Here is a 14823-nt window from a genome sequence, read left to right on the forward strand (position 1 = left end):
GTTTTAAGCCTCTTGTAACTTGTGGGAAAACTTGAGAATGACAAACTCGGCAGGCCGGGAAGTAGCTAAGCCGATCTCTACATTCATCCTTCCTTCAAGAATGTCTTGGCTTGTCATAGTGGTACCCAAACCAACGCTAACATAAAATGCCTGCTGTGTATTAGCGCCTACCAAGGCACCCTGTCTCCACAGGCCGGTTAAATAGTTCTCAATCATCGCCCTCACCCTAACCCATGTGTTGGGCTTGGGTTCGAACACTACCCAGCTAATGGATTTTTTGACGGAGTCTTCTACCATGTTATAGAACCTGCGCACGCTGATATACCGCCATTCATTGTCGTTACCTGCCAGGGTACGGGCGCCCCAAACCAAGGTGCCTTTGCCAAAAAACGAACGGATCGCATTCACGGATTTTCCTGTGTCAGGCTCTACGTTCATGCTTTCCTGCATGTCGCTGGTAACCTTTACCGTCGGGCCGTTCACAGCATTCAAGCTAATATTTGCCGGCGCCTTCCAAACGCCCCTTTCGCGGTCTACTGTTGCATAAACGCCGGCGATGGCGCTGCTTGGAGGGAGCGTTACTTTGAGCCGATCTATTTCTTCCCGAATATTTTTGAGGAAAGCGCTGGTGAGCGCCCGGGCCGGTGTCATCTTAGCTTCATCATTCTCTTTTGTTTTGGAAGAAGTTCTGCCAGTGGTTTCCTTGGGTTTGTTCTTCTTCAATAATTCTTCTAAAGTGCCTGTCAACACTTTATCGGCGTCTTTAGGTGCCTCAAACCTAATCTTGCTGTTCGTTTGGTGGTAGTTCAGGTTGGTTTTGATCCAGGGATAATAAGCGGCGCCATATTTCAAGTTCCTTACACCTATTCCGTTTCTTAATTCCTCAATGGCTTCCATTTTGTCATTGACAGTATCTAAAACAGTAAACCGGTCTTGCAATTTGTTGCATTGTTCCAAGGCTTTTGTGTACACTTCATAGGTATCTGCTTCTTTGTTCAGATAAACAGCTTCGGGCAACACAATCAAAGTGGGCTCATCTTCAGCCTCCAGCGCATCCAGGCCTTTCATCAGGTCATCTTTTTTCACCTCATTCCCGGAATTGTAGACACCTACGGATAGGATATGACAAGCGCCTCCACCATTGGCATAAAACATCTTCAGCGCGTAATAAAGTTTAAATAGACTCATTTTTTCAATTTTAGCCCCGGTAACCGCATGCTCCTTGTCTACTGTGATCACAATATCTTCTGCAGGTGGCCCGCCGAATACTGTTTTAAAATCCAGTAAGGAATTAATCCTCACGGATTTTACAGGTCGACCGGGATCGGCTTCCGGGTCTGATGCGTGGGTCGGTGTTTTTTCAGTATATCCGATAAACGCCGGAATTGCCGTTGCTACCTGTGCTACAGAAGCAGGTAATTTCTGGATTTCCTGGACATAAACACCTGGGGAATTGAATGTTACTGCCATAATTATAGTTTATAAATAGATGAAAATTTCCGGATTTAAACTTTTGACAGAGGGGCTGGGCAAATGGTTAATCAATGTATTCACATCCACGGATGTCCCCTTATCATTATTTGTTTTGAAAATACATAATAACCATCGAGATAAATTTGAGCGCTTCTTCGTAACTCGAAAAGTGCGCCACCACCATCACTATCAGGTTAAGGTGAATGGCTGGGTTGGTCATAAAAACTTTGTTGTCATCCGTTCTTTTGTAATTGACCGGCTGTTTAAGGGTGTATTCCTCGTCGAAATTTATCAGGCTCATGCCCAGCGAATTATTATCTAATTCAAGATGGCCATCCTGGTTAACAACTGGCTTTAAAACCACCTGGCCGAATGTTGCTGATCCGGTCTTTCGTTTGATGTAGCTATTGATTTGATCTGCTAAAAGTTTCAGCGTTTTATCGATCATAAACGGCACTTTTTTATTGTCGCTTAATCAAATTTGCGCTGAATTTAGCGTATGGCTTTTTTATAAAAACCAGATCTTTGCCAATACCTTCGGCAAACTTTACGAAAGACTATCTTTTCTTCACAAACACGTTGAACTATGCGCTGATTAGGTTTGTGTATCAGATAATTATGCCTGCTTTTCCCAGGTATGGAAAGACTTTTTCAAAACAGTTTTTATACTTGGCGCCTAAGGGGATCAATTTTCCGTCGATATGTATGTAGTTCGTTTCAAAAGCATCGATTTTGTGTAAATTGATGATATATGACCGGTGTACCCGTACCAGATAAGGAATCTCGACCCGTTTTTGAAAAGCGCTCAGATTAATGCATAACAGCAATGCTTTTTTGGTGGTGTTCAGTTGGCAATAAGCTCCGTGAGCTTCCACCCATAATATTTCCGAAAGCTTTACCTTTTCATAGGTACAGTCATTTTTAACAAAAATCGTTTCTTTAAACAGTGTACAAACGTCCTTTTCCTTACTGGCAAAGGGTCGCCGGCAGCATACGAGTGCAGTCCGGAAAGGTAATAGTTCACCCCGAAAGAGGTCATGATAATGGAGAAAAAGGCTACAACACTGACCAGGTTGAAAGTATACACTCCTCTGAGTGCCGGTATCAACGCTAGATGTAACACACAGGCATAAACAATGATAGATATCAAGGCCCACGTTTCTTTTGGGTCCCAGCCCCAATATCGACCCCAGGATTCATTGGCCCATACGCCACCTAAAAAAGTGCCGATGGCCAACATAAAAAGGCCGATCGTCATAGAAAGTTCATTGATACAGGTCAGCTCAGTAATGGTTGTTTTAAAACTTTCATTCCTGAAAATCATCAATATAAGGCTCATTAAGCCCAGCAAAGCGGATAAAGCCAATGGCGCATAACTACTTACAATGATGGCCACATGAATTTTAAGCCAATAAGATTTCAGCACGGGCACCAGATTGGTAATTTCAGGGTTAAGCCAGTCCAGGTAAGACACAAATAACAGGGTACCCCCGAATAAAGCAACCAGTGGAAGAATAAAATCGCTTTTTCGGCAAAAAACAAATCCAAAAAGAAATAAGTCCCAGGATACCAGAATGATCATTTCATAGCCATTGCTCCATGGCGGATACCCACCGGCATACCAGCGGAGAATCATGTTAGCTGTTTGTGAAATGAAAGCCAAAGCGGTAAGGATGATCCCAAAGAGATACAGGGCTTTTAACCAGGTTTTATGAAAAAAAACTCGGAGCAATGCCAGTGTGAGGAGAAAAATTCCCAGCAACCAATATACCGGGAAGAGCCTGTTGAATAGGTTGAGTTCATTATAAAGCAATTCTGCACGCACCCGGCTCCGGTCTGGAATAAGGTCACTTCCCATCGTTTCCTGGAATGTTTTGAGATACAATAGTTTATCCCGGGGTTGCGTCCACTTTCCGGTCGATTGCGCAGATTTAATGTCCTGATAATAAACCGGAAGAATATTTCTGACAAATAAGGAGTCTTCCTCCGGAAAACCAGCATTGTTGAAATGGCTGTTGAACCAACTCTTGTCAGTAGCTGTAGGTTGAGGGAAAATCTTCAGGTAATTGCCGGTAAGTGCCTGAAAAAAAATATTGAATCGCTCATCCACTTTTATGATCTCATTGTCCGGCTCAGAACGCTCCGCCGGTTTCTTTCGCTGCGCAGCCTCTACCATCATGCGCAGCCGATAATCTCCATGGTCATCCAGTAAGTCTTGAAAGGTAAGCATGGTTTTACCTTCCAATCCCAGATTCCTGAGAATCATTTTTCCTTTTCTGACATCCACCTTGATAATGGGCATATATTGCCAGGCCACCGGATCGGCATGGATTGAAAGGAAAACCTGGTCACAGTCGAGCCGGTAGGTATTTCCATTTTCCTCTAAAACATAAGTGGTTTTTCCGGTAAGTTTTCTGAGGAATTCCGATGCCAGGGTATTAATCGGCTTAATTCTCCCGTCCATATCCTGCACCATCAATCTGCCAAAGGCTTGGGCGTGATCGGGGTCGATATACTTTTCAGCGGCGCTTACCGATTCTTTATGCTTGTCCGAAGGATAAGCGGTAAGCAAGCCGGGGAAAGGCCAAGGAAGAGGCATAAAGCAGGCGTTTTCAACTTCAGTTGACTTAGTTTTTTGCTAACCTGCCGAAACCGGGAGTTTTTTCCAAATAAAGTCAGCATCATGCCAAGGCCCATCAGGAAATAGCCCAGGTAGGTAACCTGGGTGCCCCAGAAATCTTTATTAACCGATAACACTGTTCCCAACTCATCTAAATCGTAAGAGGCCTGAAAAAACCGATAGCCTTTATGATCAAGCACATTATTCATCGATAGGCTAACCGAGAAAGAACCCTCCCGGTCTTCTATAATCAGTTCACTTGCATAGGATGAAGGACTGGTAGAGCCCGGATATCTTTCCAACTGAAAATCGGTCAGGCGCACTGAGAAGGGAAGAGGAACCGGTTTTGGCCCGTAAGAGAGGCTTATAGCGTATTCATCCAAACTTATTTCCTGCATGGGACTGAATACACCGTCTAGTGCTGCAAGAATAATTTGTTTTTCATCATTCGCGTGATTTAGCTTCACAAATAGCAGATCAGCCGCATTGGCCGCCATCTCCTTACGATCTGCAGTTTGATAGTCCAGGGTCTTTCCTGTGTGAATCGTACTAACCACAAAATTCAAGTGATCTGATTGATACAGGGCCCTGATCCTGAGTGTGTCTGTTTTACCCTTGGGAAGGGTTCCCGACTGCTGACTTGCCATAACGAAATAGTTAAAATCCTCTGGCGAATGGACCAAATAGGTTCCACCGTTACCCCGGATATTGATGGCATTTTCTTTTTGATTGTTAAAAGTGACCTCATGGCCGTTCAAAAATATACTACCCCCCGATCCCAGATAAAAACTGCTCCGCCCTTCCCCGAGGGCTGCTACCAGTTCAATCACCTCATCCGCTTCAATGCCATCTACTAACCCTTGAACCGCATCAGGCACAAACCGGTCAACCTGTATGCTTAATGGGTCGCTTTCATTGCCGAGTTCCCTGACCAAAGACGGTTGTTTAAACCGGGTCAGGTTCAGTCTTTCTTCGAAATGCCAGCGTTGATCATTCCATTTTACATCGACTTTGAGGTAACGATCTTGTGAGATGATATGATTTGTACTTTGCCCTTCCCTGATACGAACCAACCCTTCATAACCCGTATACCGGGTCACAAAAGCCCCGGTCAGAATGACAACAAAGGCCAGATGAAAGAGCAAAATGCTCAATTTTTCTTTGCGAAGCAGCCGATATCTAAAAATATTGCCTATAAAATTGACCGTTAAAATCAACATGAGCAACTCAAACCACCAGGCTTCATAGACGGATTGCCTTGCCACCGGGGTACCAAAATCATTTTCCAGAAACGTAGCATAGCCCATAGCGGTTGCAAAGCTTAAGAGTACGATTAATGTAAGCTTATTGGAGAAGAGTAAAGAGCCTATTCTTTTCATAGCATGAAGCTTAAACCAAAATTTTCACAACTTAAACCGGTCTTTCTGCGGTAATATTTAGTTGAAAGAGGCAGGTCTTACTTCCATCCCGGATTCTCTCTTTTTAGCTTCTTCAAGCCATTTAGGGATGATATTTTCTTTAAAAACTGCTTTCTCCTCTTCCAGTTTTTTCATGTCCAATCCCACAAACTGCTGCGCTTTGGCCTTGGTAGAGATGTCCGGATAAGCCACTTCTTCTGTAAATCCGAGATCGGCCAATAGTCGGGCCAGCTTTACTCTCGCTTCCTGGGCGATTTCGGTAGCTGAGGATACGATTCTGCTTACTTCCACCGGTGCGTGAAAAGAGCCGCCGTGGGAAGCCACCGAATAGTCCCAACGCCATTGAGCATGTCGGATATCTTGGAGAATGGGTTTCATCTGAGCTTCGGAAGCCCCCTAATCCCATGCTTTTTTTGCTTCCAGATGAGCTCTTACTATGATCTTTTCAAGATTGCTCTGAATCTTTTTGATTTTGGTTCGCCTTTCATAGACATCTGCTATGAGGTCTTCTTTTTCCTGCCTGTGACAAACCTGGCAAGAGTTGGCTACATTAGATAGTGGCGATCGTATGTGGTGGTCTGTAAATTTTTGCCCTCCTTCTGCCTTATAAGGCATATGGCAGTCTGCGCAAGATACGCCCCTTTTGGCATGAACACCCGTTGAATAAAGTTCATATCCGGGATGTTGGGCTTTTAGCATCGGCGCCTTGCTGACCGCATGGGTCCAGTCCGCAAACGCAATGTTATCGTAATAGGCTTCCATATCTTCTACGGTCATACCGTCCTTCCAGGGTAAAGTCAAATACGGTACACCTTACTTACCAGGCAAATCTTTGTTGAAATAGTATTCCACATGGCATTGAGCACATACCAGTGAACGCATTTCCTGGTGTGTTGCCTGATCAATGTCTTTACCCATACTTTGAAAAGCCTCGATTAACGCTGGCCTGGAGATCTGAAGAGACATGGTTTGGGGGTTATGGCAATCTGCACAACCGGTGGGATTCACTACCTCCGGGCCTTTGTCAGCCCATTTCCCTGCATAGAATTCTTTAATCCCAATTTCATTCATCAGCCGGGGTACATCAGGACTTTTACAAGTCCAGCAAGTGTTGGGCATGGGCCCTGTTCCGGGACCAGTTGGGCCTCCGGTACGAAGTGTATTATGAATATCTTCAATGGCATACGTATGTCCCCTGGGTTGATTGTAATCTTTGGCGAAACCGTAACCAGCCCAGAGCACCACCAACGCAGGGTTTTCTTCCAGGGCATCACGCAATTTGGAGCCATTCAGGTAGCTGGAGAAGGAAGTATCTCTTGTCAACATATATGATTGATATTGGCGCGGGAAGTTCTTACCCCAGATTTCACTCCTGGGCTCATTTTCATTGATATTTACCTGTGGTTGGTAGGCAAACTGACTTTCCGCTTTTCTGTTGACGATATTATTGGCCAATACACTCAACAGCAAGACGATGATAATAGTAGCTATAAATAACAGCCAGTTTTTCACTTGATTCTTCATGGATTTTTGTTTTGGTTTTGCGTAGCCGCTTTCAGCCACTTAGGAATAATAAGTTTTTGCCCCTCTTCCTCAGACAAGGGCTCCAGATGAAAACCTACAGCAGAAAGACTTTTTACCCTTCCATGCGGTGTTTCTCTATGACACTCCCAGAAGGTACGGTCCAACCGGTCATTGAGATGTGCGTCTATCCATGAGGCGGTTTTAGCATCCGTCACCTGATTAAAATGGCACCTGATACAGTTATTTTGGACCGCCACCTGCCCATCTTCATGCATGACAATAGCTTGTGGCTCTGTCCTTAAGGTATAAACAGTAGCATGATACAAGCCGTCTTTGGCTTTAAATGCATATTGTTTAAAAACATTATCCTGAGGAACATGGCAGTCATTGCAACTGGCTACTTCCCGGTGTGAACTATGATTCCAGGTGATGTATTCTGTAGTCATCACATGACAATTAAGGCAAGCCCGCGGGTCGTCGGTTAAATAGGACGCCACATTAGCTATTTTTATCATGTAAATAACCAGGGCGGTCATTGCCCCTAGTAAGACGATGACTACTGGTTGCCAGGGCCTGGGAGGAATTAGCCTGTGAAAGATTGCCATATTTAAAAATAAATAGAAAGTGTCCGGCAATTAAGAATCGGTTACTATTATCTGTCGCTCGTAAAAATTGTCGGATTAAAATTAATCATCAACCATACCCAATTATTAAAAGAGGTGTGATCACCGGGTGTTGCCTTGACAAGCTCCATAGATGCTCCTGCAAACATTTGGGAATAACCTAAGTTAAAGTTCACATTTTTGTCCGGATTCATGTTAAAAACCAGATCTACTTCCGTACCCAGGTATTTACTTTCCGATTGATCTGCGTCTGTCGGATTGTATAATTCGGCAGCACTGTTAAATATATGGGTGTTGGCCACCAAAGAACTTTTCGCACCGGTTTTAAACCGGGTCTTTACGTGTACATCCAGCAGCCCGGCGATGTTACCTTGTTGCCCATGTGCATTGCCTACGTAGAAATAATCCATATAGCCATAAAACTTGTGATTGGTGCCGTAAAGCGGATTAAAGGACTTGTCTTTATTGTCATTAACGGAAGTTCCCAATACATAATCAAAACCCAGGGTCAGTGGTGTGATACTCGTTTTAATTGTCGCATAGGCAGAAACCAGAAAGGCACTGACATCCGTATCCGCGCCATTTTTGCCCCCTTGAAAATAAAACTCACCGCCAACATCCAGCCCGGCTACTTTTCCCGAGCCAATCAATCCGTAAGTTTGTCTCATCGCTAAAGATGAATCTGAGGCCACCTGTCGCCCATCGTTATGAACAAGCATGGAAAGCTTGGCTCCGGCGAATTTTTTGTGCAGCCAGGCAAATTGCATGGTTTTGTAATTATTCACCCCGGCATAAAAGGTTTCTGAAAGCTTGGTCGGTTCAAAACCGATCTGGTTGAAAGCCCCTCCGACATCCAGGCGGAGATCACTACTATCATTTTTAAAAGAAATAAGGAAGGCGTCATGACTTCTTCCCTGTGCTGCCCAATCCAGATCTCCTAAAAAACGGGCATTGTCATAGTCCAGATCCATTCTACCGATTTTAACAGACCAGTTGGGATTAAAATGGTAAAGTCCCCAGGCTTCATAAATATTGGTCAGTGTGGGATCCGATTTGTAGATCTGACTGGTCGATCCCTAGATACGCACATCCTGGAAGTTGATCTTAACCTGAAAGGGGCCAGCCTTATAATCAGCAAACAGCCGGCTTCTCTGCTCAATGAAAAATGCCGGGTCACGTCCTTCTTCTGTCAGGGTTTTAAAACCATTTCTAAATTCTGCCCTTGGACGAATTTGGGTTCCGATGATCAACTGGGCAAATAGCGCATGGTGGAAAAATAGTATTCCGACCAAAGGCAACAGGGTTTTGACTGGTTTTATGGTGTTTTTGTTCGGTTTAATTGAATCGGTTATAGGATGGTTTAAGGCCAACTTCGCCAGCCAATCATTGACGGCATTCCTTCACTGGTAACCACTTCAGGAAACTATCGAAATTTTGTTTAGCATCCAATTTATCGTAGTGATCAAATTTGGTCAGGCAAACAAAATAATTTTGTTTTAATTTGAAACAGCTTTCAATATTTTTGTTTTTTGGCATTCAGTGAACAATGATTAAAAAAATTTTAAAGGTTCTTTTTGTAATCGTTATACTGATTACAGTCTTTCTTTTCTGGGCATTAAAAAATGTAGACAATACGCCCTACCTTCAATCAGATTATTATTCCTCCACCAAGGTACGATTAGACAGCATCGTTTCGGATCTTGGTATTTCCGGAGGGCGTGTCCGGATAGGGCTGAGCAAGAACAGTATCACACCCGTATTGTTGGGAGATATGGACGATCCTTCTGCAGGAAAATTTGTGGTAGTACCTTTGTCAGGTTACGGAGGCAGAAAAGGAGCACCGGCTACCGGAATTCATGACAGCTTGTTTGTTAAAGCCATCGCCATCGAAGTTAATGAGAAAATCATGGTTTTTGTTGGCTCGGATTTATTAATCATGCCACCGGATGTAAGCAACCTGTCGGACAAGACGGTTGCTGAAAAAACAGGGTTAACGCGGGAAAACATATTTTACTCTGCAACACATACGCATTCAGGGCCGGGAGCCTGGTCCGGCAGTGCTGTTGGAAAGATGTTTGCCGGTGAATTTAATCCAAATGTTGTTGACTGGCTTTCCCGGCAGGTTTCCAAAACAATTATTGAGGCGGTCGAAAACCTGAAGCCCGGGAAGATTGGCATAGGAAATTTCCGCGCCAGGGAATTTGTGAAAAACCGGCTTGTAGGTGATGAAGGTACTGTGAACGATGATTTTTTAATGATTGTCGCCGAACAGCCTGGCGAAAAAAAGGTGATAATGGGTTCGTATGATGCCCATGCCACCACCCTGGGTGATTCGAATATGGAGATCAGTGCCGATTATCCCGGATACTGGCAGCGAAAACTGGAGGCCAACGGATTTGATATGGCCGTGTTTTTTGCCGGAAGCGTTGGAAGTCATGGCTATCGAAGCAAAGGCGAAGGGTTTGAAAAACCGAAGTACATGGGGGAAGCCCTGGCAGACAGTACGATTAAATATGTACAAAAAATCACTACAAAAGATAGTACAGTGGCTGCCTCTCTCACCCTTAAAATCGATTATCCGGAATTTCAGATTCGTGTATCAGATGGACTCCGCTTAAATCCGGTGATTGCCCGGAGATTATTTCCTGAGGTTGGGGATGTTTTTTTACAAACCATCCGCCTCGACAGCCTGATTTGGACCACTACACCCTGTGACTTTAGCGGGGAAACAGCAATTACCATTAAAAATGCCATGCATATAAAAGGCTTCCGGGCCATGGTCACAAGCTTTAATGGCGCCTACACGGGTTATGTTATCCCCTGTAAATATTATCACCTCAACGAATACGAGTCAAGAATGATGAATTGGTTTGGGCCGGGATACAATCCATTTATCAATCATATGGTTGGGGAATTGACCGAAAAAGTATCCTCATCCCAATAAACATGGCCGGCTAATCCAATTATAAAACCTGAACACTATCGACCACAAACATCCTGGTGCTTTGGACAAATTCTTCCCCATTGGGAACAACGGCCTTATTTTTTTTGACAAGTATCACCATATTCTGTGTAAGCTCATCATCATATCCCTTCAGCCCGGGTTTCCCATTTTTGAGACTGCCACCCGTAATAAATAACAGTGCCCCATCGTGCACTAGCTCATCAGGCACCAGCATTGTTAATTGATGCTTCCGGACAAACTCTCTCCATTGCCGGGAGGTAAGTATCAAATCATAGGCCGTTACTGACTCGTCACCGGTTTGGTAAGATTCTATAACATGCCATTGAAAATTATCATCATCATCATTGTTTACATAGCTTTGCAAAGCTGTTTCCGCCGTAACCGGGACCTCTTTTTTCGAGGTACAGTGATTAAAAGATAAAAAAGAGGTGATTGTCAGCATAAGGTAAGTGCCTTTTTTTTTCATTTTCTTGTTTTTAAAAATTTGATGCCGATGGGTTTTCCCGAATGAGGGCCAGTGCTTCTTGAATCGCAACGTTTTCAACGATAGATAAAGCCTGATCTGCTAATAGAAAGAAAACAGGGACCATTCGAAATACTTTGTTGAGCATGGCAGATAAAAGATTGTATGATTGTTTCAGCGGTAAAAATTTACTTGTGATTACGGCATTGGTACAAACATTTTTAATAATTACTTAAATAAGTGGCCGACAGGCTATTTAACTACACGAAAATTTCTATTTATTTCCTGCGCTTTACCTTTATCAGGCCAAAAACAGACAAGGAAAAAAGCAATGCCCAAAGAAACTATTTACACCAGTGTCCTTGCTATGTGCCCTTAACCCGGAGATGGCCAGCTACTGAAGATTTGGGTATCTCATTCCTGGCAGTTTCCGTGTCCGAATGACTTTAAAAAAGTTCCCGCTTGTCTTTTTTTCTTTGTTTCACAAACATAGCATGAAGCAGTTCCAACTTTTCCGGGTGTTTCGATGCTAAATTTTCTGACTCCATCGGATCTTCCCCAAGGTGGTACAGCTCCCAATCCTCAGGGCTATCCGGCTCTTCCAGGTCGTATTTCACGATTTTATAGTCTTCGTAGTAAAGGGCCCACCGATTGGTGCGCGTATGCCAAATCCAATACAAGTCACGTGATTCCAGGGATTTATCCTCGAAAAGCACCGGGCTAATGTCCACACCATCAAGATCATATTGTCCCACTTGCGTGAAATTAATCAAGCTGGCAAGCGTCGGGAACCAATCGATGATATGCAACGGTTCGGATATTCTTTTGGGTGGCAACGTACCGGACCAGTTGGCAAATCCAGGCACATGTATGCCTCCTTCCCAAACATCCTTTTTGGATCCTCTCATAGGAATGGGTTGGTTGAAGTCAGTTAAATGCAGGTCGTCCGGATAGGCATTTCCACCCCAGTTTACCTGAGGGCCGTTATCCGATGAAAACAGTATCAACGTATTTTTTCGCTGCCCGCTTTCATCCAAAGCCTTAATGACTTGTCCGATGGCATCGTCAAGATGATTCACAGCAGCGAGGAACAATCGCTTTTCCGGATCCGGTTCTTTTTGAATGATTCCTCGAGGATCGTTAAACCATTTTATTTTGTCCTCATTCAACCAACGGCCGGGGTTTTCAGGATCCAATTGTGTGGGTATGTCGACAAAAGTTCCCCTTTCATCAAGCGGCGTATGAGGCGCATGGAAGGCCAGGTACAAAAAGAAAGGATCATTACCCTGGTTGCCGATGATTCGTTTAGCCTCTTCAGCGACAAGGTCCGTGGCATGCACGCCATTATCGCTGCCTCCAATCAGTTTAAGGTTCCGGTGCCAGGTGTTTTCGTACGTACCTTCCCGGTAGCGGTGGTCATACATGCCTACCGCCCCGGCCAAAGATCCGTAACTTTCGTCAAAACCAAAATGATTGGGGCCGTGGTCTATGGAAGAGCCCATGTGCCATTTTCCACTTAGATAAGTCTTATATCCGGCTGCCTTGAACATGCTGGCCAATGTTGGGGTTCCCTTCGAAAAAACAGTATCGTTACTTGCCTGGAGTCCGGCTGTCCCAAAACGCCCCGGATAACGTCCCGTGAAGGCAGCCACGCGCGTCGGGGTACATTGAGGCATGGTGTAGTGCCGCTCAAAAGTGACACCTTCCGCAGCAAGCCTGTCAAGATTTGGCGTGTACACATTTTCCGGGTTATTGTACCCAATGTCGCCCCATCCCATGTCGTCAACCAGTATGACCACAACATTTGGTTTTTCCGGCGACTTTTTTTCCCCGCATGAGGAAACCAGAAGTAGAACAGCCACTATAATTCCTATGTTTTTCATAATTTTTTTAGACACAACCTGCCAGCATCCACTTTTTTGCCTCTCTCCTCCTTCAATGTTGTTTAAATGCCAGCTTTAACTCCTTTACTTCCTGCTTCTTTCCAATAAATAGCATGCATAACAGTACGTGTTTGGAAAGTATAAAAATTATTTCCTTTTTCAAAGCCAAACTTTGCCGCTAAGATGGCTATACCGCCCTGTCGATATAGTGCCACAGCCTGGAACACAGAGGGAGTCGGTACAATCTGTTCAAGGTAAAATATTTTACAATGGAAAATTTACAATTGATAGTTGACAATGGACAATTATTTTATGGTGGCACCCTTGGGGGCGGCGATTATGAAATCATCGCATCCTCTTATTAGTAAGGCTATCGGATAGGGTAGGTAAGTGTCTTGTGGGTGTTGGATAACTTTTACCGCCATTGATCTGTTTTGAAGAAAATTGTTTCTATATTACCTTTTTGTAAGAGGATAGCAATTCATCTTCACGCATAAAACCCAGTCGGGGCTTTGCCGAAAAGCGGGGCTGTAATAAAAGGGTAACACCATAAAGAATCTCAAATAAAATGATTAGAAACTGCATTTTTTTATTCCTGGCATGGCTGTTTTTCTGTTGCTCTCCTAACCGGAAAGCGTCGGACAAACAAGAAAGGCCCTTTGCCGTCATGGCTTATTATGTCCCTGAAAAGGATTATCATCCGGATCAACTGCCTTTGGATAAGTTGACCCACATCATCTTCTCATTTACCCATGTTATTGATGGGCAAATGAATTTCAGCAACGAAAAAGCAGCGGAAAAATTAAAATTGCTCGTAGCGCAGAAAAAGAACCACCCCCACTTAAAAGTTATGATTGCCTGCGGTGGCTGGGGGGCCGATGGTTTTTCGGATATGGCGCATACGGAAGAAAACAGAACCAAGTTCGTCAATAGCGCCATCAGGTTTATTGAAGCCTATCGACTGGATGGACTGGATATTGACTGGGAGTATCCGGGCATTCCGGCCGCCGGGATAAAGCACAGAAAAGAAGATAAAGAAAACTTCACTTTACTCATGAAAGCCCTGAGGGAGGAAATGAATAGCCTGGACCGGCCGCAGGTTCTCACATTTGCGGCAGCCGGGTGGAAACGTTATTACAAGCATATCGAGGTGCCGGAAGTGATGAAGTATGTGGATTTTATTAATGTGATGACTTATGATCAAATTGTGGCTACCTCACCTTACACCGGGCATCACACCGCTTTGGGTTGGATCACGGAGGAAGATATTGAAAAATATCCATATGGGAAATACATGGCAGCTAGAAAAGAAGCAATGGCTAAGCGGGGATATACCTGGGAGCCCCGGTCCGTGGAAAGGATTGTATCATTCTGTATCGACCAGGGCATTAAACCTGGGCAGATTGTCATTGGCGCGGCCTTCTACGGCCGTGCCTGGAAGGGAGTGCATCCGGAACAGCATGGATTGTACCAACCGAATGGAGGTTCCTACATAGGGTGGAGTGCATACCATCAGATCAGGGAGGAATTTGAAGGAAAAAATGGCTTTCAACGACACTGGGACCCTGTTGCCAAAGCCCCTTTTTTGTATCATGCTGAAGATAGCCTATTCATTTCTTATGATGACACCGTATCGGTCAGGTTAAAAACCCAATATGCCCGGGATCAAAAACTGGGGGGTATCATGTTTTGGGAATTAGGCAATGACACCAAAGACGATAACAGTCTGCTGGATGCGATTTACAAAGCTTCCAATCTATGAGAACAGGTCAATTTTTTTTAGATTATTAGACCTGTTTATCCGGTATATGCCATTATTTTTTTAAATTGCGAGGCAAACGGTGCATCGGGCGA

Annotated in this window: 12 protein-coding genes and 1 pseudogene; 2 read left to right on the plus strand and 11 right to left on the minus strand. The window is 44.2% G+C overall.

Annotated elements, in window-relative coordinates:
• Positions 1-3: 3 nt before the first annotated feature.
• From AC04NP_RS13800 to AC04NP_RS13840, 9 genes and pseudogenes are all read right to left on the minus strand, one after another.
• The gene (locus AC04NP_RS13800) at positions 4-1470 is read right to left on the minus strand and encodes a phage tail sheath family protein (RefSeq protein ID WP_482860348.1); all 1467 of its coding nucleotides are present in this window, start codon (positions 1468-1470) and stop codon (positions 4-6) included.
• A 106-nt stretch (positions 1471-1576) separates the two neighbouring features.
• A complete protein-coding gene (locus AC04NP_RS13805; protein WP_482860349.1) occupies positions 1577-1921 on the minus strand; it encodes a Pvc16 family protein in 345 nt (114 codons plus the stop codon).
• 160 nt (positions 1922-2081) lie between these two features.
• Positions 2082-2348: a LytTR family transcriptional regulator DNA-binding domain-containing protein gene (locus AC04NP_RS13810; RefSeq protein WP_482860350.1), complete on the minus strand. Its 267-nt coding sequence runs from the start codon at positions 2346-2348 to the stop codon at positions 2082-2084.
• Between the two features lie 20 nt (positions 2349-2368).
• Positions 2369-4072 (minus strand): cytochrome c biogenesis protein, encoded by a 1704-nt coding sequence (locus AC04NP_RS13815; RefSeq protein WP_482860351.1) that lies wholly within the window; start codon positions 4070-4072, stop codon positions 2369-2371.
• Complete coding sequence (locus tag AC04NP_RS13820) at positions 4003-5472, minus strand: cytochrome c biogenesis ResB family protein (RefSeq protein WP_482860352.1); 1470 nt, start codon at positions 5470-5472, stop codon at positions 4003-4005. The genes AC04NP_RS13815 and AC04NP_RS13820 overlap by 70 nt, the downstream gene beginning before the upstream one ends.
• A gap of 57 nt (positions 5473-5529) precedes the next feature.
• A pseudogene (gene nrfA / locus AC04NP_RS13825) lies at positions 5530-7035 on the minus strand (ammonia-forming cytochrome c nitrite reductase).
• Positions 7032-7640 carry a cytochrome c nitrite reductase small subunit gene (nrfH, locus tag AC04NP_RS13830; RefSeq protein WP_482860353.1) on the minus strand — a complete coding sequence of 203 codons (609 nt, stop codon included), beginning with the start codon at positions 7638-7640 and terminating at the stop codon, positions 7032-7034. Before nrfH ends, nrfA begins: the two are co-directional and overlap by 4 nt.
• A 47-nt stretch (positions 7641-7687) precedes the next feature.
• Positions 7688-8719, minus strand: coding sequence for an alginate export family protein (locus AC04NP_RS13835; RefSeq protein WP_482860407.1), 1032 nt, complete (start codon positions 8717-8719; stop codon positions 7688-7690).
• Positions 8720-8734: 15 nt separating this feature from the next.
• Positions 8735-8950: a hypothetical protein gene (locus tag AC04NP_RS13840; RefSeq protein WP_482860354.1), complete on the minus strand. Its 216-nt coding sequence runs from the start codon at positions 8948-8950 to the stop codon at positions 8735-8737.
• 254 nt (positions 8951-9204) lie between these two features.
• Between AC04NP_RS13840 and AC04NP_RS13845 the strand changes: the two genes are divergently transcribed.
• Positions 9205-10602, plus strand: a complete 1398-nt coding sequence (locus tag AC04NP_RS13845; protein WP_482860355.1) for a neutral/alkaline non-lysosomal ceramidase N-terminal domain-containing protein — start codon at positions 9205-9207, stop codon at positions 10600-10602.
• Positions 10603-10621: 19 nt separating this feature from the next.
• Here AC04NP_RS13845 and AC04NP_RS13850 read toward each other — a convergent pair whose 3' ends face one another.
• Together AC04NP_RS13850 and AC04NP_RS13855 are read right to left on the minus strand one after the other, a co-directional pair.
• Positions 10622-11089, minus strand: a complete 468-nt coding sequence (locus AC04NP_RS13850) for a hypothetical protein (RefSeq protein ID WP_482860356.1) — start codon at positions 11087-11089, stop codon at positions 10622-10624.
• Between the two features lie 443 nt (positions 11090-11532).
• The gene (locus AC04NP_RS13855) at positions 11533-12969 is read right to left on the minus strand and encodes a sulfatase family protein (protein WP_482860357.1); all 1437 of its coding nucleotides are present in this window, start codon (positions 12967-12969) and stop codon (positions 11533-11535) included.
• Between the two features lie 568 nt (positions 12970-13537).
• Here AC04NP_RS13855 and AC04NP_RS13860 point away from each other — a divergent pair.
• A complete protein-coding gene (locus tag AC04NP_RS13860) occupies positions 13538-14731 on the plus strand; it encodes a glycoside hydrolase family 18 protein (RefSeq protein WP_482860358.1) in 1194 nt (397 codons plus the stop codon).
• Positions 14732-14823 lie beyond the last annotated feature (92 nt).

It is taken from the genome of Agaribacillus sp. DX54, from assembly GCF_056858335.1.